A 14,348-nucleotide genomic window follows, 5' to 3' on the forward strand; every position below is an offset into this window, starting at 1 on the left:
ACTGCCACCACGAATAAATACGCCAAGGATTCTTGAAGAGCCGTGGAATGGGGGCTGGCGCGTCACGACTGGGTTTCATCTTTCGAACGCGTGTCGCCATGAATATCAACAACCTGAAGTACGATGTCCCCGCGGGCATCGTGGTGTTTCTCGTCGCCTTGCCGCTTTGCCTCGGCATTGCGCTTGCCTCCGGAGCGCCATTATTTTCCGGAATAATCTCCGGGATTATCGGCGGTATTATCGTCGGGCTGATCAGCGGCTCGCACACGAGCGTCAGCGGGCCGGCCGCCGGCCTGGCCGCCGTCGTATTGGCATCGATTACCAAACTCGGTGCGTTTGAAATATTGCTGGCATCGATCCTGATCGCCGGCGTATTGCAGCTGGCGATGGGGATATTCCGCGCCGGTTTTATCGCCAATTACGTGCCGTCGAACGTGATCAAGGGACTGCTGGCGGCGATCGGCATTTTGCTGATCCTGAAGCAGATTCCCCATGCGATCGGCTACGACAGCAATAACGCGGACGAATACTCGTTCGTGCAGTCGAACGGCGAAAATACCTTTTCCGCTATTGCGAGCGCTATCAACGCCGTGACGCCGGGCGCGCTCGTCATCGCGCTGCTGTCGATGCTGATCCTGCTGTACTGGGACCGCACGCCGCTGAAGAACGTGAAGTTGCTGCCGGCGCCGCTGTTCGTCGTCGTGCTCGGCGTTGCGCTGCACCTGCTGTTCGCCCGCTTCTTCCCGGCGCTGGGGCTGGAACAGGCGCACCTGGTGGAGATCCCGCCCCTCGACGTGGCCAACCTGGGCGCCTACCTGAACTTCCCTGACCTGGGCCACTTCGCCAACCCGGACGTGTGGATCGTCGGTGCCACCATTGCGATCGTCGCATCGCTGGAAACGCTGCTGAACGTGGAAGCCGTCGACAAGCTCGACCCGCACAAGCGCGAAACGCCGCCGAACCGCGAGCTGGTCGCGCAAGGCGTCGGCAACATCTTTGCCGGCCTGCTGGGCGGCTTGCCTGTCACGTCCGTCATCGTGCGCAGCTCGGTGAACATCCAGACGGGCAATGCGACAAAGGCGTCCGCCGTGCTGCACGGCGTGCTGCTGCTGGCCGCCGTGCTCGTGCTGAGCCCGATGTTGAACATGATCCCGCTGGCCGCGCTGGCGGCGATCCTGATCATGACGGGCTACAAGCTGGCGAAAGTCTCGCTGTTCCGCGACATGTACCACAAGGGCGCTTCGCAGTTCGTGCCGTTTGCGATCACCGTGCTGGCGATCGTGCTGACGGACCTGCTGATGGGCGTGCTGATCGGCCTGGCCGCCAGCGTGTTCTATCTGCTGCGCAGTAACTTCCGCAACCCGTTCGCGATCGAGCAGTACCGCCTGCACATCGGCGAAGTGATCAAGATGGAGCTGCCGAACCAGGTGTCGTTCCTGAACAAGGCCACGATCAAGACGGCGCTGTGGGAAATTCCGAACGGCTCGAAAGTGCTGATCGACGCGAGCAATGCGGACTACATCGACAGCGACGTGCTGGAGACGATCGCCGACTACCGCGTGGCCGCGGCCGAGCGCGACGTGCAGCTGAACGTGATCGGCCTGCGCGACGAGTACCGCCTGTCCGACCCGATCCAGTTCGTGCCCGCGCTGGATAAGGAAACGCAGACCAAGCTGCGCCCGGAGGAAGTACTGCAATTGCTCAAGGACGGCAACGAGCGCTTCCGCGCCGGCCGCTGGATCAAGAAGTACTACCTGCACCAGGTCGATGCGACGGCGGGCGGACAGCACCCAATGGCCGTCGTCGTCAACTGCATCGACTCGCGCACGTCGCCGGAGATCATCTTCGACGCCGGCCTGGGCGACCTGCTGACGATCCGCATTGCCGGCAACGTCGTGAGCCGCGAGATCATCGGCAGCCTCGAGATCGCCCACAAGCTTGGGGCCAAGCTGATCGTCGTGAAGGGGCATTCGAGCTGCGGCGCCGTCGGCCTGGCACTCAAGAACGAGCACGCGCACAGCATCGGCACGATCACCGGCAAGATCCAGTCGGCGGTCCGGCAATGCCAGTGCGAGCACCCCCATGCGCCCGCTGGCAGCAAGGAGATGCTGGAGCAGGTCACGCGCAGGAATATCGAGAATTCGCTCGCGGAGATCCTGGAAGGCAGCGAGTACCTGCGCGGGTGCATCGAGCGGGGCGAGATGGGTCTGGTCGGCGCGTATCACGACATCGCCACGCGCAACGTGCACTTCGGCGAGCTCGTTACGCCGGAGCGCTTCGACCGTTACCGCTCCGACGGCAAGGGGCTGGCCGCCTGACCGCCCAGCAGCGCCGTCAGCTCCAGTGCATTCGGCACGGCCGCGCCGCCGGCCGTGTTGTCGAACACGCACCAGGAGCCGGGGCGCGGCGCCAGGTAGGCGCGCACGTCCTCCAGCTGCTGCGGCGTGTAGCGCGAGTAGTAGATGCGCGGGCTGCCGTGCAAGCGCACGTAGGCCGCTTCGGATGTCGGTACGAACGGCCCGGCATAGCCGACGGGCGGATCGGCCAGCACGCGTGTCACGCCGGCGTCGCGCAGCAACTGCGTGGCGGCCGGCGTGAACCAGTCCGGATGGCGCGCTTCGCAGGCGATCGTGCAGCCCAGCAGGCGGTGCAGCGCGGCGAACAGCACCTGCGCCGCGTGCGGGTCCAATGCCAGCTTCGGCGGCAACTGCACGAGCACGACACCCAGCTTGTCCTGCAGCGCACCCGCTTCGGCGGCGAAGCGGGCCAGCAGTTCCTCGACACCCTGCAGCTTCGCGTCGTGCGTGATCGTGCGCGGCAGCTTCACGGCAAAGCGGAAGTGCGGCGGCGTGGCGGCGGCCCAGCGTTCGTACGTCTTCGGCTGGTGTGGCTTGTGGAAGCTGGAATTGATTTCCGCCGCGGCAAACACGGCGGCGTAGCGTTCGAGGTGGCTGCCTTCGCCGGGGAAGTGGGCGGCGCTGTCGCGCGGCAGGCTCCAGCCGGCGCAGCCGATGTAGGTGTGCGTGGACATGCCGCCACAGTAAGCGTTGCGCTGCTGCGCGACCGTTCGCTTGCGCACCGTCGTTACACTCCTTAACAAACGGACAGCCCCGATACGCTATCATGCGCACTCTTCAAAATCGATGGAAGAGGGGAACACGATGCGGACGGGTTTGCGGATTAGCGCGCGCAGGAGGCGCCTGTTTCAACTGTTCGCGCTGCCGCTGGCGGCGGGCGCGCTGCTGGCCGGCTGCGCCAGCCTGAGTGGCCCGCGCGAGGTCGAGATTCCCGTCGAACGGCTGCAACGCGGCCTCGACCAGCGCTTCCCGCTGCAGCAGCGTGCACTGGGCGTGTTCGACCTGCAGCTGGCGCGGCCGCAGCTGGCGATCCTGCGCGACAACGACCGGCTGGCGCTGACCGCGGACGTCATCGTGACGGCGCCGTTGATGCGCCGGCCGCTGCAGGGTACCGTCGCGTTGTCCGGGCGCCTGCTGGTCGACAACGTGCGCAATGCCGTCGTGCTGAGCGACGCGCAGATCGAGCGTTTCACGGTGCCCGGCACGGACGAGCGCATGCAGGGCAACCTGACGGCGGCGGCCAACGTCGTCGTCGAGCGCCTGGTGCGCGATGTGCCGATCTACCACTTCCGCCCGGACGAGCTGCGCTACCTGGGCGTGCAGTACGTGCCGACGACGATCCACACCACGCGCGACGGCCTGTCGGTGCGCTTCGTACCGGCGCAGTAGCGATCGCTTTCATCCATTAAGTTGTACTGAGAAATCGGAGTCCCTACAATACGGGCTTTACGGGCAGATGGAGAGGACGAGATGGCGATTTTCGGGATAGGGGTGCACGTGCTGGTCGCGCTGTTTTTCGCCGTGCACGCGATCCGCAGCCGCCAGCAGATGTACTGGCTGTTAATCCTGTTCATGTTCCCGTTGCTGGGCAGCGTCGTCTACTTCTTCGGCGTCTACCTGCCGAATTCCCGGCTCCAGCACGGTGCACGCAAGGTCGTGGCCGGCGCGGCGAAGGCCCTCGATCCGACGCGTGAGCTGCGCGAAGCCCGCGCCGCCTTCGACTTCGCGCCGACCGCGCAAAACCAGATGCGCCTGGCCGCCGCGCAGCTCGATGCCGGCGATGCCGAAGGGGCTGCCGCCACGTACGAGGCGTGCCTGCAGGGCGCGTTCGCCAACGACCCCGATATCCGCTTCGGCGCCGCCCGCGCGAACCTCGCCTGCGGCCGTCACGACGAAGCGCTGGCTCACGTGGAACGCCTGCGTGCGGGCGCGCCAACCTTCCGCCCTGAACAGGTGAGCGTATTGACGGCGCGTGCGCTGGCCGCTGCCGGCCGCAATGCCGACGCGCGCGCCGAGTTCGAGTCGGCCGTCACGCGCTTCGGCAGCTTCGAGGCGAAAGCGGAGTTCGCGATCTGGGCGGCGGGCGCCCGCGAATTCCAGCTGGCGCACCGGCTGCAGAACGAGCTGCAGACCACGATGAATCACTGGAACCGGCACACGCACGCGATGAATCAACCGCTGATCCAGCGCTTGAACGCCGCGTATGTGGGGGTGCCGCGGCAGCAGTAGGGCGGTCTCAGGGCACCACGCTGAGCAGCCGCTGGTACGCCGCCCAGCGCTCCGCCGAGCCGGTTTGGCCGCCGTTGATGGCGTACGTGATTTTTTCAAAGACTGCCTGGTCGTTGCCTTTCCCCAGCTGGTCGGCCAGCGTGTTGATGCGCCGGCTGTCCCAGTACCAGCAGGCGGACAATGCCGCCATCTCCTTTTCCAGCAACCGGTCCGGCTGGCCGACCAGGTCGATGCCCAGCGCTGCGCCGGCGCGCTGGTAATTTTCCCGCCCCGTCAGTTGGATCAGGCCGCGGCCGCGGTAACGGTAGCCATCGCCACTGGCTTCGTCCCCATTGCCCATCCGCAGCGCGTACACGTAATTGGCGACCTTTTCCGAGTTTTGCAGGTAGGGGGTGGCGCTGGCCTCGGTAGGAAAACGCTTCGGGTACACGGCCATCAGCCGCGCCGCCGTGCGGTAGTACAGCGACTCTTCCAGCTGGCAGAAGTTGGCCGATTCATGGCTGACCTGTGCCATGAAGGCGCATAGCCGTTCGCGCGTGTCGATGTGAAAGCGCGCCGTGGCGGCGGCCAGCGCCGTTGCCCAGTCGGCGGCATCGTGCAGGGCAGGGCAGATGCACCCCAGTGCCGCGGTTTCCCGTGTGCAGCTGGCCGGCTGCGCCGGGGCCGGCGCGGCCGGCAGGGATGCCTTCTGCATCGATCCGCCTGACGCCGGCGATTCCTGCATCGATGATCCGCTTGCATCGTTTTGCATGATGGCCTCCCTGGTCGGTATTAGCGTTCAGCATATGCCTCAAGGGTGCGAAATCAAGTATCGTTTTTGTATTTCTTTGCAACGGGAGTACTGATGGCACACCCTTTGTCGCGCTACCTGCTGGCGCAGGCATACAACAATGCATGGGCGGACCACCGGCTGCTGCGCGCGTGCGCGGCGCTGTCGCAGGCCGAGTTCGAGGACCGCAGCCGCACGAGCTTCTTCCCCAGCATCAAGGAGACGCTGAACCACAACCTGACGGTGCAGCGCTTTTATGTGGACGCGCTGTGCCGCGACTGGCGCCGAGCGCCGCCGCATCCGGACTACGAGGCGTTCTTCCGTCCGCCCGAGCCGTACGCCACGTGCGCGGCGCTTTGGCAGGCCCAGCGGGAAAACAACGACGTGCTGATCGGCTACTGTAGTGGCCTGACGGACGACGTGCTCGACCGGGTGGTGACGATCCTGCGCGGCCCGGACGAACAGGGCATCCAGCGCGACACCCGCCAGCGCCTGCTGGCGCACGTGTTCCAGCACCAGATCCACCACCGCGGCCAGGTGCACGCGATGCTGGCCGGCACATCCGTCGAGCCGCCGCAGCTGGACGAGTTTTATTCGTCCGGCGAAGCGGACCTGCGGGAACGGGACTTCGCGGAGCTGGGCTGGACTGAGCAGCAGGTGTGGGGATCGCGACAGCCAGGTGTCTGACACCGGTGTCGGACACCGGTATCAGAGACCTCAGAGGGGCGTACCGTCGAGGCTGTGCCGGGTGATCGCGCCGTCGTCGCCGATCGCGATCCAGCCGCCGCGCGGCGGTGTCGCTTCCGGCTCCCAGTCGGGCAGCACGTAGCGCAGCTTGCCGTCGACATCGTGCAGCGCCGGGCGGTGCGTGTGGCCGTGGATCATGACGGTCGTGTTCGTTTGGGCGAACACGTCGGCGATCGCCTGGGGCGTCACGTCCATGATCTCGTACGATTTCTCGCCCTGGTCCTTGCGGCTGTTCTCGCGCAGGCCGGCGATGATCTGCTTGCGTTGCGCCAGCGGCATCGCGAGGAATTGCTGTTGCCACGCCGGGTCGCGCACCTGGGTGCGGAAGGCCATGTAGCGGACGTCGTCCGTGCATTGCGCATCGCCGTGCAGGAGCACGATGCGGCGGCCGTGGTCTTCGATGACCCACGTTTCCGGCAGCAGGGTGACGCCGGCCGCTTCGGCAAAGCGCGCGCCGACGAGAAAGTCGCGGTTGCCCGCGATCCAGAACAGTTCGACGCCGCCATCGGCCAGCGCGCGCAGCGCCGCGACGATGCGCTGGTGGAACGCATCGTCCAGGTCGTCGTCGCCTGCCCAGTACTCGAACAGGTCGCCCAGCAGGTACAGCCGGCGGGCGGCGCGCGCCCGCTCGTCGACGAAGCGCAGGAACGCCTCCGTCAGCGCGGGGCGGTCGGCCTGCAGGTGCAGGTCGGAGATGAACAGGATCACGCTGTGAAACTTACGCTGCGACGATCTTTTCGATGATCACGTCTTCGACCGGCACGTCGGCGAACATGCCGCTGCGCGTGGTCTTCACCTTGCGGATCTCGTCGACGACTTCCTTGCCTTCGGTGACCTTGCCGAACACGGCATAGCCCCAGCCGTCCTGGCCCGGGTAGTCGAGGAAGCTGTTGTTCTTCACGTTGATGAAGAACTGCGCGGAGGCGGAGTGCGGTGCCGACGTGCGGGCCATGGCCAGCGTGTACGGCTCGTTCTTCAGGCCGTTCTTGGCTTCGTTCTCGACGGTCTGGTCGGTGGGCTTCTGCTTCATGCCCGGTTCGAAGCCGCCGCCCTGGATCATGAAGCCGTCGATCACGCGGTGGAAGATCGTGTTGTCGTAGTGACCGGCGTTCACGTAGTGCAGGAAGTTCTCGACCGTTTTCGGCGCCTTTTCGGCGTCCAGCTCGGCAACGATGGTGCCCTTGTTCGTGGTGATGGTGATGGTGGTCATGTGCTTTCCTGTGTTGGTCAGTGAGAGGGCCGCGATATTACAGCAGCCGATGATAAAAATCTATTAACGGCTTTCTTGTCAGCGCGCTATTTTACTGCGCCGGCGCCGGCTGCGTTTCCGCTGCCGGAGCGGCCTGGCCGGGCGGGGCTTTCGGTGCGATCGGCGTTTTCAGGATGATGGCGGACTTGATGACGATCGGGTTGACCGGCACGTTCTGGAACGCGTAGCTCTTGTCGTCCACCAGCACGCCCTTGATCTTGTCGACGACCTCGAAGCCGGAGATCACCTTGCCGAACACCGTATAGCCGACACCGTCGAAGTTCGGGTAATCGAGGCCGAAGTTGTCCGCCACGTTGATGAAGAACTGCGAAGTGGCCGAATTCGGGTTGTCCATGCGCGCCATCGCCACCGTATAGGCCGCGTTCTGCAGGCCGTTCTTCGACTCGCTGGGGATCGGCGGGCGCGTGGGCTTGCCCTTCAGGTCCTTCGTGTAGCCGCCGGCCTGGATCATGAAGCCGTCGATCACGCGGTGGAAGATCGTATCCTTGTAGAAGCCGCTCTTCACGTAGGCGAGGAAGTTGGCGACCGACTTCGGCGCCTTCTCGTCGTTCAGCTCCAGCACGATCTCGCCTGCCGTCGTCTTCAGCGACACCTGCGGTCCCGCCAGCACGGAGCCGGACAGTAACAGCCCGGCGATCAACGTTTTTATATGCATGTTTCCGTCTTTCTGCTCTTGTTGGATCTGTTTGGATATTAGGCCCAGGGCATTTTATCAATGCTATACTTGGCGACGGCTTCCATTCTAGACCGTTAAGGGTGGAAAGAAGAAATACTAGATAAGGGTCTGCCCGTCCCCTCAGGCGAACGAGAAATTCCGGTGCGCACGCTGGTGCACGCGCCCGGTTTTTCCATTGTTCGTCGGCGACCGGCGGCACGAGAGTCCGATGAGCAATTTAAAGATCTATAACACGCTGGCGCGTGACAAGCAGCCGTTCGTCCCGATGGAAGCAGGCAAGGTACGCATGTACGTTTGCGGCATGACCGTCTACGATTACTGCCACGTCGGGCATGCCCGGATGATGATGGCGTTCGACGTCATCTACCGCTGGCTGAAGGCATCGGGCTACGACGTGCGCTACGTGCGCAACGTGACGGACATCGACGACAAGATCATCCGCCGCGCCGTCGAGAACAACGAATCGATCTACTCGCTGACATCGCGCTTCGAGCGCTACATGGACGAGGACACGCAGGCGCTCGCCATTCTGCCGCCGACGGACGTGCCGCACGCCACCGAATACGTGCCGCAGATGCTGTCGATTATCGAGCAGCTCGAGGCGAAGGGCCTGGCATACAAGGCCGAGGACGGCGACGTCAACTACGCCGTGCGCGGCTTCGAAGGCTATGGAAAACTGTCCGGCAAGTCGCTCGACGACCTGCGCGCCGGCGAGCGCGTGGACGTCAACACGGGCAAGCGCGACCCGCTCGACTTCGTGCTGTGGAAGGCATCGAAGGAATCCGAGCCGGCCGAAGTGAAGTGGGATTCGAAGTGGGGCAGCGGCCGCCCGGGCTGGCACATCGAGTGCTCGGCGATGTCGTGCGCGCTGCTCGGCGAACAGTTCGACATCCACGGCGGCGGCCAGGACCTGCAGTTCCCGCACCACGAGAACGAGATCGCCCAGTCGGAAGGCGCGTTCGGCAAACCGCTGGCGAACTACTGGATCCACAACGGCTTCGTGCGGGTCGATAACGAGAAGATGTCGAAGTCGCTCGGTAACTTCTTCACGATCCGCGACGTGCTGAAGAAGTTCGACGCCGAAGTGGTGCGCTTCTTCATCCTGCGCGCCCACTACCGCAGCCCGCTGAACTACTCGGACGTCCACATCGAAGACGCACGCGCCGCGCTGACGCGCCTGTACAAGGCGCTCGAAGGCGTGGAAGGCGATGGCGCGCCGCTCGATTGGACCGACGACTACGCGCAGCGCTTCGCCGACGCGATGGACGACGACTTCAATACGCCGATCGCCGTGTCGGTATTGTTCGACCTGGCCTCCGAGGTCAACCGCACGAAGGCCCCGGCCACCGTGCGCCAGCTGAAAGGCCTGGCCGGCGTGCTGGGCCTGCTGGAACGCGCGCCGCAGGAATTCCTGCAGGCCGGCGTGGCCGACGCGTTCGGCGAGCAGACCATCGAAGCGGCGATCGCCGAGCGGGCGGCCGCGAAAAAGGCGCGCGATTTCGCCAAGTCGGACAAGATCCGCGCCGACCTGCTGGCGCAGGGCATCGTCCTGGAAGACAAGCCTGACGGCACGACGAACTGGCGCCGCGCATAATGGTTCTCCAGTCCAGGGACAAATCGGGCGGCTCCAGCCGCCAGGTGGCCTTGCCGCCGTACTGGGAAGAGGCCAAGGCGGAACTGATGCGGCGCGACCGCATTATGAACAAGCTGATTCCCCAGTTCGGCGACCTGCACCTGGTGGGACACGACGACCCGTTCATCACCCTGGCACGCTCGATCGTCAACCAGCAGGTGACGCCGAAGGCCGCCAACGCGGCGTGGCAGAAGCTGCTGGTGGCGATCCCCAAATTCACGCCGGCACTCGTCATGAAGGCGGGCGCCGAGGAGCTGGCCGCGTGCGGCCTCTCCAAGCGCAAGACGGAATACATTCTCGACCTGGCCGACAACTTCAAGGCCAAGAAGGTGCATGCGGCGCAGTGGCACGAGATGGAGGATGAAGCCGTCATTGCGGAGCTGGTCCAGATCCGCGGCATCACGCGGTGGACAGCGGAAATGTTCCTGATCTTTAACCTGCTGCGGCCGAACGTGCTGCCGCTGGACGATCCGCGGCTGATCGAAGGCATCAGCCACAATTATTTTTCCGGCGAGCCCGTGTCGCGCAGCGATGCGCGCGAGGTGTCGGCGAACTGGGAACCGTATCGCACCGTTGCTACCTGGTATTTATGGCGTAGCCTCGATCCGGTTCCGGTAGAATAACCACAAATTTTTTGAGCCGGGGGCGCCGCCACGAGCGCGAGTCCGACGGGTTCATACTCTGGGAGGACCAATGACCAAAACTACTTTCCTCAATTTTGAACAGCCCATCGCGGAACTGGATTCCAAAATTGAAGAGCTGCGCTTCGTGCAGGACGACTCGGCCGTCGACATCTCCGAAGAGATCGACCGCCTGGCCAAGAAGAGCCAGCAACTGACCAAGGACATCTACGCGAAGCTGACCCCGTGGCAGGTATCGCAGATCGCGCGCCACCCGCAGCGCCCGTACACGATGGACTACGTGAACGAGATCTTCACGGACTTCCACGAACTGCACGGCGACCGCACGTATGCGGACGACCAGTCGATCGTCGGCGGCCTGGCCCGCTTCAACGGCCAGCCGTGCATGGTCATCGGCCACCAGAAGGGCCGCGACACGAAGGAGCGCGCGATGCGCAACTTCGGCATGCCGAAACCGGAAGGCTACCGCAAGGCGATGCGCCTGATGAAGGTGGCCGAGAAGTTCAACCTGCCGATCTTCACGTTCGTCGACACGCCCGGCGCCTTCCCCGGCATCGACGCCGAAGAGCGCGGCCAGTCCGAAGCGATCGGCCACAACCTGTACGTGATGGCCGAGCTGAAGGTGCCGCTGATCGCCACGATCATCGGCGAAGGTGGCTCCGGCGGCGCGCTGGCGATCGCCGTCGGCGACTCCGTGCTGATGCTGCAATACGCCACGTACTCCGTGATTTCGCCGGAAGGCTGCGCATCGATCCTGTGGAAGACGGCCGAACGCGCCGCCGACGCGGCCGAAGCGCTGGGCCTGACCGCGCACCGCCTGAAGGCGATGGGCCTGGTCGACAAGATCGTCAACGAACCGCTGGGCGGCGCCCACCGCGACCCGAAGGAAATGGCACGCCTCTTGAAGCGCGCGCTGGCCGACTCGCTGCGCCAGTTCCAGGGCATGAAGACGAAAGACCTGCTGGAACAGCGTCATCAGAAGCTGATGAGCTACGGCAAGTTCAAGGAAACGACGCCGCAGGAATAATTTCCAGGAACCGGTGATGGACACCGGTTTTTTTTCAAGCGCCGATACGCTTCCTTTCACCCCCACCGCAAACCCTGGGGTCAGACCCGCCGGGTCTGACCCCGGCTTTCCGCCTCTGGTTTCCTCATGCGTTCCCAACTCGCAGACCTTCCTAATCTCTTCGGCAAGGTCATGGCCGCATTGCCGGTCGCGCCCCCGCTCGCCATCGCCTACAGCGGCGGCCTCGACTCGTCCGTGCTGCTCCACCTCTCACACGCGGCCGGCCTGCCGCTACATGCCTTCCACGTCCACCACGGCCTGTCCCCGAACGCCGATGCGTGGGAAGCCCATTGCGCGGCCGAGTGCGCGCGGCTGCGCGTGCCGTTCATGGCGCGACGCGTGACGCTGGCCGACCGCAAGGCTGGCACGGAAGCGTCCGCCCGGCAGGCGCGTTACGCGGCGCTGGGTGAGCTGTGCCGTGAGCACGGCATCACGTCGCTGCTGACGGCACACCACCTTGACGACCAGGCCGAAACGATCCTGCTGCAACTGGCGCGCGGTGCCGGGCCGGCCGGCTTGTCCGGCATGGATGCCTTCAACCACGCGCCCGGCTTGCTGGGCAGCGCCGACATCCTGCTGGCCCGCCCGCTGCTGCAGGCATCGCGCGCCCAGCTGGAAGCCTACGCGGCGCAGCACGGCATCGCCCACGTCGACGATGAATCGAACCTCGACACGCGCTACGCCCGCAACGCATTGCGGCACACGGTGATGCCGGCGCTGGCCGCGGCTTTCCCCGGGTTCCAGGAACGCTTCGCGCGCAGCGCGGCCCATGCGCGTTCGGCGCAGCGCCTGCTGACGGAGCTGGCGCAGGAAGACCTGGCAAAGGGGCTGCAAGACGGCGGCCTGCAGGGCGACAGCATCGCCGTCGATTACCTGCGCGGCCTGGGCGAAGACCGCCGCAACAACCTGCTGCGCCACTGGTTCGGCGTGCGCGATATCCGCATCCCGTCCGCCGCGTGGCTGGCCGAGATGACGGCCCAACTGCTGGCGGCGCGCGAGGATGCCCAGCTGCTCGTCACGCATCCGGACTGCGACGTGCGCCGCCACCGCGGCCGCCTGCACCTGGTGCCGAAGCGGCGTGCGCTGCCCGGCGCGCAGGAAGATGCGTACGACGAGCGCCCCAGCCAGCACTTCCGCTGGAACGGCGAAGCATCGATCGCGTTTCCCGACTATGGCGGCACCTTGCATTTCGACGTGGTGGAGGAGGGGGTGCCGGCCGCCTGGCTGAAGGAACAGATGCTGACGATCTCGTTCCGCCGCGGCGGCGAGCGCCTGAAGCCGGCCCGCAACCGGCCGTCGCGCGACCTGAAGCACCATTACCAGGCGCTCGGCATCCCCGCGTGGGAGCGGGCCCGGCTGCCGGTCGTCGCCATCCCGGGGCGGCTGCTGTTTGCCGCCGGGATCGGCATGGACTGCCACTATGTTCACGCTGAGCTGAACTCCGCTATCCAGTTGCGCTGGGTGGCCGAATAAAATTTCCCGACCTTGCGATTTCCGCATGAGCTTATGCCGGAAGTGTATAGCTTCGCAACTTTTTTTGACTTGTTCTTTTGCATTGCAGCAGGTAGAGTTAAGGGCTCCCTTACTTCAACCGATTGAAAAACGCAAGTTATGGCTTTAATCGTTCACAAATACGGCGGTACGTCGATGGGATCGACGGACCGTATCAAGAACGTCGCGCGCCGTGTCGCCAAGTGGCACGATGCGGGACACCAGGTGGTGGTGGTGCCTTCCGCGATGTCCGGCGAAACGAACCGCCTGATCGCGCTGGCCAAGGAAGTCCAGAACCCGCCCGACCCGCGCGAGCTGGACATGATCGCGTCGACCGGCGAACAGGTGTCCGTCGGCCTGCTGTCGATGGCGCTGCAGGCGATCGGCAAGAACGCCGTGTCCTACACCGGCTGGCAAGTGGGCATTAAAACCGACTCCGCGTTCACCAAGGCGCGCATCCAGTCGATCGACGACACGCGCGTGCGCAAGGATTTGGACGAGAACAAGATCGTCATCATCACGGGCTTCCAGGGCGTCGACGAGAACAGCAACATCTCGACCCTGGGCCGCGGCGGTTCCGACACGTCGGCCGTGGCGATCGCCGCCGCGCTGAAGGCGGACGAATGCCTGATCTACACGGACGTGGATGGCGTCTACACGACCGACCCGCGCGTGGTCTCGGAAGCGCGCCGCCTGAAGAACATCACGTTCGAGGAGATGCTGGAAATGGCATCGCTGGGCTCGAAAGTTCTGCAGACGCGCTCGGTGGAATTCGCCGGCAACTACCGCGTGCCGACGCGCGTGCTGTCGTCGCTGACCGATCCGCTGATGGACCTGGCCGAGGAAGCCAAGTCCGGTACCCTGATTTCGTTTGAGGAAGACAATATGGAACAAGCAGTCATCTCCGGCATCGCCTTCAACCGCGATGAAGCCAAGATCTCCGTCATGGGCGTGCCTGACCGCCCGGGTGTGGCCTTCCACATCCTCGGCCCGGTGGCCGATGCGAACATCGAAGTGGACATGATCATCCAGAACCAGTCCGTCGAAGGCAAGACGGACTTCACGTTCACCGTGTCCCGCAACGACTACAACAAGGCGCTGGACGTACTGAACAGCCAGAAGGGCGAGATCGGCTTCCTGAGCCTGATCGGCGACGCGAAAGTGTCGAAGATCTCGGTGGTCGGCGTGGGCATGCGCAGCCACGTGGGCGTGGCCTCGCAGATGTTCCGCACGCTGTCGGAAGAGGGCATCAACATCATGATGATCTCGACGTCGGAGATCAAGATTTCCGTGCTGATCGACGAGAAATACATGGAGCTCGCAGTGCGCGCGCTGCACAAGGCGTTTGAACTGGAAAAAGAGTAATTATTTCGGAAAAAAACCGCCGATTTCCTTGACCAAAGTGGTCGTGGCAATTACTATGGCGGTCGTCTGATCTGACGCAGAAATGTTGCAGAAAAGACGATAGT

General features: G+C 64.4%; 14 protein-coding genes. 9 read left to right on the plus strand and 5 right to left on the minus strand.

Annotated features, from left to right (window positions below; all coding sequences use genetic code 11):
* Positions 1–98: 98 nt before the first annotated feature.
* Positions 99–2,318, plus strand: coding sequence for a bifunctional SulP family inorganic anion transporter/carbonic anhydrase (locus tag IP92_RS20045; RefSeq protein ID WP_145878361.1), 2,220 nt, complete (start codon positions 99–101; stop codon positions 2,316–2,318).
* On the opposite strand, the gene IP92_RS20050 is transcribed toward IP92_RS20045, so the two are convergent.
* Complete coding sequence (locus IP92_RS20050; RefSeq protein WP_307724865.1) at positions 2,285–3,079, minus strand: DUF72 domain-containing protein; 795 nt, start codon at positions 3,077–3,079, stop codon at positions 2,285–2,287. The two genes, IP92_RS20045 and IP92_RS20050, sit on opposite strands and share 34 nt — an antisense overlap.
* An 82-nt stretch (positions 3,080–3,161) precedes the next feature.
* Here IP92_RS20050 and IP92_RS20055 point away from each other — a divergent pair, with 82 nt between their 5' ends.
* Together IP92_RS20055 and IP92_RS20060 are read left to right on the plus strand one after the other, a co-directional pair.
* A complete protein-coding gene (locus IP92_RS20055; protein WP_145878363.1) occupies positions 3,162–3,746 on the plus strand; it encodes a DUF1439 domain-containing protein in 585 nt (194 codons plus the stop codon).
* 81 nt (positions 3,747–3,827) lie between these two features.
* The gene (locus tag IP92_RS20060) at positions 3,828–4,586 is read left to right on the plus strand and encodes a tetratricopeptide repeat protein (protein ID WP_145878365.1); all 759 of its coding nucleotides are present in this window, start codon (positions 3,828–3,830) and stop codon (positions 4,584–4,586) included.
* A 7-nt stretch (positions 4,587–4,593) separates the two neighbouring features.
* Here the strand turns inward: IP92_RS20060 and IP92_RS20065 are convergent, their stop codons facing one another.
* Positions 4,594–5,280 (minus strand): glycoside hydrolase family 19 protein, encoded by a 687-nt coding sequence (locus IP92_RS20065; RefSeq protein ID WP_145878740.1) that lies wholly within the window; start codon positions 5,278–5,280, stop codon positions 4,594–4,596.
* A gap of 150 nt (positions 5,281–5,430) precedes the next feature.
* On the opposite strand from IP92_RS20065, the gene IP92_RS20070 reads away from it, so the two are divergent.
* Positions 5,431–6,042: a DinB family protein gene (locus IP92_RS20070; protein ID WP_145878367.1), complete on the plus strand. Its 612-nt coding sequence runs from the start codon at positions 5,431–5,433 to the stop codon at positions 6,040–6,042.
* A 30-nt stretch (positions 6,043–6,072) separates the two neighbouring features.
* Here the strand turns inward: IP92_RS20070 and IP92_RS20075 are convergent, their stop codons facing one another.
* From IP92_RS20075 to IP92_RS20085, 3 genes are all read right to left on the minus strand, one after another.
* Positions 6,073–6,810, minus strand: a complete 738-nt coding sequence (locus IP92_RS20075; protein ID WP_145878370.1) for a UDP-2,3-diacylglucosamine diphosphatase — start codon at positions 6,808–6,810, stop codon at positions 6,073–6,075.
* Between the two features lie 10 nt (positions 6,811–6,820).
* Complete coding sequence (locus IP92_RS20080) at positions 6,821–7,312, minus strand: peptidylprolyl isomerase (RefSeq protein ID WP_145878372.1); 492 nt, start codon at positions 7,310–7,312, stop codon at positions 6,821–6,823.
* A gap of 91 nt (positions 7,313–7,403) precedes the next feature.
* On the minus strand, positions 7,404–8,027 hold the full coding sequence (locus IP92_RS20085) for a peptidylprolyl isomerase (protein ID WP_145878375.1): 624 nt from the start codon (positions 8,025–8,027) through the stop codon (positions 7,404–7,406).
* Between the two features lie 229 nt (positions 8,028–8,256).
* Here IP92_RS20085 and cysS point away from each other — a divergent pair, with 229 nt between their 5' ends.
* The 5 genes from cysS to IP92_RS20110 all read left to right on the plus strand — a co-directional run bounded on the left by cysS (position 8,257) and on the right by IP92_RS20110 (position 14,244).
* Positions 8,257–9,642 (plus strand): cysteine--tRNA ligase, encoded by a 1,386-nt coding sequence (gene cysS, locus IP92_RS20090; RefSeq protein WP_145878377.1) that lies wholly within the window; start codon positions 8,257–8,259, stop codon positions 9,640–9,642.
* Entirely contained in the window at positions 9,642–10,304 is a 663-nt protein-coding gene (locus IP92_RS20095; RefSeq protein ID WP_145878379.1) for a DNA-3-methyladenine glycosylase family protein, read from the plus strand. Before cysS ends, IP92_RS20095 begins: the two co-directional genes overlap by 1 nt.
* A gap of 70 nt (positions 10,305–10,374) precedes the next feature.
* The gene (locus IP92_RS20100; RefSeq protein WP_145878381.1) at positions 10,375–11,349 is read left to right on the plus strand and encodes an acetyl-CoA carboxylase carboxyltransferase subunit alpha; all 975 of its coding nucleotides are present in this window, start codon (positions 10,375–10,377) and stop codon (positions 11,347–11,349) included.
* 171 nt (positions 11,350–11,520) lie between these two features.
* Positions 11,521–12,861: a tRNA lysidine(34) synthetase TilS gene (tilS, locus tag IP92_RS20105; protein WP_229418872.1), complete on the plus strand. Its 1,341-nt coding sequence runs from the start codon at positions 11,521–11,523 to the stop codon at positions 12,859–12,861.
* 138 nt (positions 12,862–12,999) lie between these two features.
* A complete protein-coding gene (locus tag IP92_RS20110; protein ID WP_145878387.1) occupies positions 13,000–14,244 on the plus strand; it encodes an aspartate kinase in 1,245 nt (414 codons plus the stop codon).
* The last annotated feature ends 104 nt before the right edge of the window (positions 14,245–14,348 follow it).

This window comes from Pseudoduganella flava (assembly GCF_007830495.1).
Taxonomy (GTDB): Bacteria; Pseudomonadota; Gammaproteobacteria; order Burkholderiales; family Burkholderiaceae_D; genus Rugamonas; species Rugamonas flava.

Excerpts from the sequence above, each read along its gene's own strand:
- IP92_RS20080 (WP_145878372.1), bottom strand. The coding sequence starts at position 7,312 with ATGACCACCATCACCATCACCACGAACAAGGGCACCATCGTTGCCGAG.
- IP92_RS20095 (WP_145878379.1), top strand. The coding sequence starts at position 9,642 with ATGGTTCTCCAGTCCAGGGACAAATCGGGCGGCTCCAGCCGCCAGGTG.
- IP92_RS20065 (WP_145878740.1), bottom strand. The coding sequence starts at position 5,280 with ATGCAGAAGGCATCCCTGCCGGCCGCGCCGGCCCCGGCGCAGCCGGCC.
- IP92_RS20110 (WP_145878387.1), top strand. The coding sequence starts at position 13,000 with ATGGCTTTAATCGTTCACAAATACGGCGGTACGTCGATGGGATCGACG.
- IP92_RS20070 (WP_145878367.1), top strand. The coding sequence starts at position 5,431 with ATGGCACACCCTTTGTCGCGCTACCTGCTGGCGCAGGCATACAACAAT.
- tilS (WP_229418872.1), top strand. The coding sequence starts at position 11,521 with ATGGCCGCATTGCCGGTCGCGCCCCCGCTCGCCATCGCCTACAGCGGC.
- IP92_RS20055 (WP_145878363.1), top strand. The coding sequence starts at position 3,162 with ATGCGGACGGGTTTGCGGATTAGCGCGCGCAGGAGGCGCCTGTTTCAA.
- IP92_RS20045 (WP_145878361.1), top strand. The coding sequence starts at position 99 with ATGAATATCAACAACCTGAAGTACGATGTCCCCGCGGGCATCGTGGTG.
- IP92_RS20085 (WP_145878375.1), bottom strand. The coding sequence starts at position 8,027 with ATGCATATAAAAACGTTGATCGCCGGGCTGTTACTGTCCGGCTCCGTG.
- IP92_RS20060 (WP_145878365.1), top strand. The coding sequence starts at position 3,828 with ATGGCGATTTTCGGGATAGGGGTGCACGTGCTGGTCGCGCTGTTTTTC.
- IP92_RS20100 (WP_145878381.1), top strand. The coding sequence starts at position 10,375 with ATGACCAAAACTACTTTCCTCAATTTTGAACAGCCCATCGCGGAACTG.
- cysS (WP_145878377.1), top strand. The coding sequence starts at position 8,257 with ATGAGCAATTTAAAGATCTATAACACGCTGGCGCGTGACAAGCAGCCG.